Genomic DNA, 2,793 nt, shown 5'->3' with positions numbered 1-2,793 from the left:
TAAGTGCCGAGATTGAATGATGTACATCCTCAGTACCAAAACCATGAAGAATAATTTCTTTCACATCAGCCTTTCCATCGCCATTGGTATCTTTTAAGAACATCAGGTTTGGCGGCTGCGAAACAAACACTCCACCGTTTCCTAATTCAAATCCCAGGGGCATGTAAAGGCTGTCTGCGAATACGGTATGCTTGTCTGCTTTTCCATCGCTGTTGGTATCCTCCAGAATTATAATTTTATCATTTGGCGGACTTCCGGGATAGTATTGCAGATATGATGGCAGAGTTGATACCCATAATCGCCCTTTAGGATCGAAGGTGATCTTAACCGGTTTTTCAATTGGAAAGTCCTTTTCAGAAGCAAAGAGCTCAACTTTAAAGCCCTCCTGAACTACAAATTGCTCTTCCAATGGGGCATTCTGAGGCTTTTTAGCGATTATCTCCTCTTTATCATTAATCAGATGTCTGACTTTCTTTGTATCGATGCCGGAACTATTTTTAGTACCAGTCCAGACGATACTATCAAGGCTTAAAACCAACTGATCTAATTTCAATAATTCTGTTGGAAAAGAGATTGGGCCACCTGCCGGTTGTACCCAGGGCTCTTTCCTGCTTCCATTGATATATTCGGCATTTACAGCTCTGAATTTGTAGAAGAATTGCTGATTTTTATGATCTATTACCCACTTTAATCCGGTATAATCAGGTTCATCTTTCCATTTATCGAATTTGAAATTCAATTTCTCAGCCATTAATTCACTAATAGCTTTATATCCCTTATCATTAAGATGTATCCCATTAATTGTAATGGAATCAGCAGCATTTGCTAAATCACGGCTTGGCTTGTAAAGGTCAATGAATGGTATCTCCAGTTGTTTTGCAACTTCAGCCATACCCGCTGTATATAATTCCAGATTGGCATTATGCTCTTTAGGATCGGGTAAATTACCGCCCAGTTTTTCATGGGCGATTGGAGAAATGAGAATGATTTCGGGCGCTGTGACTGAGTTGTATTTTTGCTGTTTGAGATGCAGAAGAAACCCTGAAAGACGGTGCTTAAAATTTGCAAGGCTATCCGGTCCTTTAAAAGCCTCATTCAATCCGAAACATGCAAAAATAATATCTGGCTTTTGTAATGTCAGGTGTTCATCCAGGGTACCAAAATTGTAGGGTCTCGGTTGCAGACCGACTTCATCCGCGCTCCAGCCCATATTCCGGACAGTAAGGTTTAAATCAGGAAAGCTCTTGTAAAGAAGGGGTTCGAAATAGTTAAAATTTTGCAGGCGCTCGGCAAACGTATTCCCAATAATCACAATTCGCTGACCTTTTTTAGGTTTAAAATCTATGCTCTTATTGCTGCATGCCGTAATTATAGTGCTCGCTATAAGAGGTAAAATTATAAATAGCAGGATTCTATGATGTTTCATAATTTATAAGCTTATCAAATATTTATACTCATTTCCTGATTTGGGAATGGGGAATGGGAAATGGGAAATGGAAATAAACGCTGTACTATTTCCGGTTTCCTGTTTCGTATTTCCTGTTAGGCAATTGGAAATAGGAAATGGGGAATGGAACTAAACGCTGTACTATTCCCTTTTTTATATTCTCTATTTCCTATTCCCTATTTCCTACCCAATAGCTATCGGGTTCCAATTTCCTGCTCTATCAAGTCCCTATCCCTCATCCAATTAACTGTTCTCCCGAACCATTCTTCAAAAACAGGCTTCTTTAAGAATCCATGTTCTCCTTCAGAATAAATATGAAGTTCTGCATTGACCTTATTCTTACGCAATGCATAATAGAATCTGAAACTATTTTCGGGAGAAACTACAGTATCATCCGCCGTATGCACAAGAAAAGTTTGAGGAGTTGATTGATTTACATGAAGTTCATTGGAGAAAAAGTTAATCTTTTCGACTAATGGTGTCTTTCCTAAAAGATTATTACGACTGCCGATATGACCAATTTCATCTGTAAAGCTGATAACAGGATTAACAAGAACCATGAAATCTGGTCGAAGATCTGTATTTTCAGGATTTTCAATAATGCGGGTATTATAATGAGTACCTGCACTCGAGGCAAGGTGCCCCCCGGCAGAAAATCCCATTATCCCGATTTTTTTTGCATCAACATTCCATTTACCGGCGTTCTGACGCACTGTTTTTAAAGCTTGTAAAGCATCCTGTAAAGGTCCAATTGATTTATCTTCCATAATTCCATCATCCGGAAGTCGGTATTTGAGGACAAAAGCCGTTACCCCTAATTTTGTAAAGGCCCTGGCCACATCACTACCTTCACGTTTAGTGAGTAATCCGCCATAGCCTCCTCCCGGGCAAATAATGACAGCCGTGCCATTAGATTGGTTCTTTAAAGGCAGAAAAATACTTAAAGTTGGAACAGATACTTTTCTGGTTACAGTATCAACTAAAGCATTTGCAGTTATCTGCTCCTCATTGGCACTTAATTTGGAGTTGGGAATTTTTCCGGGATAAAGAGGAAGGACTTGTTGGGCGTTGGAAAGCTGATATGATAGGACCAGATTCAAGATCAGTATTAGCCAGTTTTTATAATTCATTATTGATCAATTAATTGTACCTATTGATCAATTTTAATCAAATACATTTTAGGAACAAAATATATTCTTCAAGGCGAGCCGGTAAATTCCCACCCAACTCCCGACCTATCACCCATAATTTTTACCTTCCTCCACGCCATAAGAACCAGCCAATTGAAAAAAGTACCAGTAAAATAACTAATATATTCACCAGGTTCCAGCTCTTCTTTTCCAAAA

General features: G+C 39.0%; 2 protein-coding genes. Both read right to left on the bottom strand.

All coding sequences use genetic code 11. From position 1 onward, the window contains the following. Nucleotides 1-1,426: DUF7133 domain-containing protein (locus VGE44_RS04940; RefSeq protein WP_331076637.1), on the bottom strand; the 1,426-nt coding region annotated here is incomplete at its 3' end. 215 nt (nucleotides 1,427-1,641) lie between these two features. Next, nucleotides 1,642-2,577 (bottom strand): alpha/beta hydrolase, encoded by a 936-nt coding sequence (locus VGE44_RS04935; RefSeq protein ID WP_331076636.1) that lies wholly within the window; start codon nucleotides 2,575-2,577, stop codon nucleotides 1,642-1,644. Nucleotides 2,578-2,793: the final 216 nt, after the last annotated feature.

Origin of the sequence: Daejeonella sp., from assembly GCF_036405355.1 — a bacterium.
Lineage (GTDB): Bacteria > Bacteroidota > Bacteroidia > Sphingobacteriales > Sphingobacteriaceae > Daejeonella.
This window is presented reverse-complemented; position numbering and strand designations above follow the sequence as displayed.

Excerpts from the sequence above, each read along its gene's own strand:
- VGE44_RS04935 (WP_331076636.1), bottom strand. The coding sequence starts at position 2,577 with ATGAATTATAAAAACTGGCTAATACTGATCTTGAATCTGGTCCTATCA.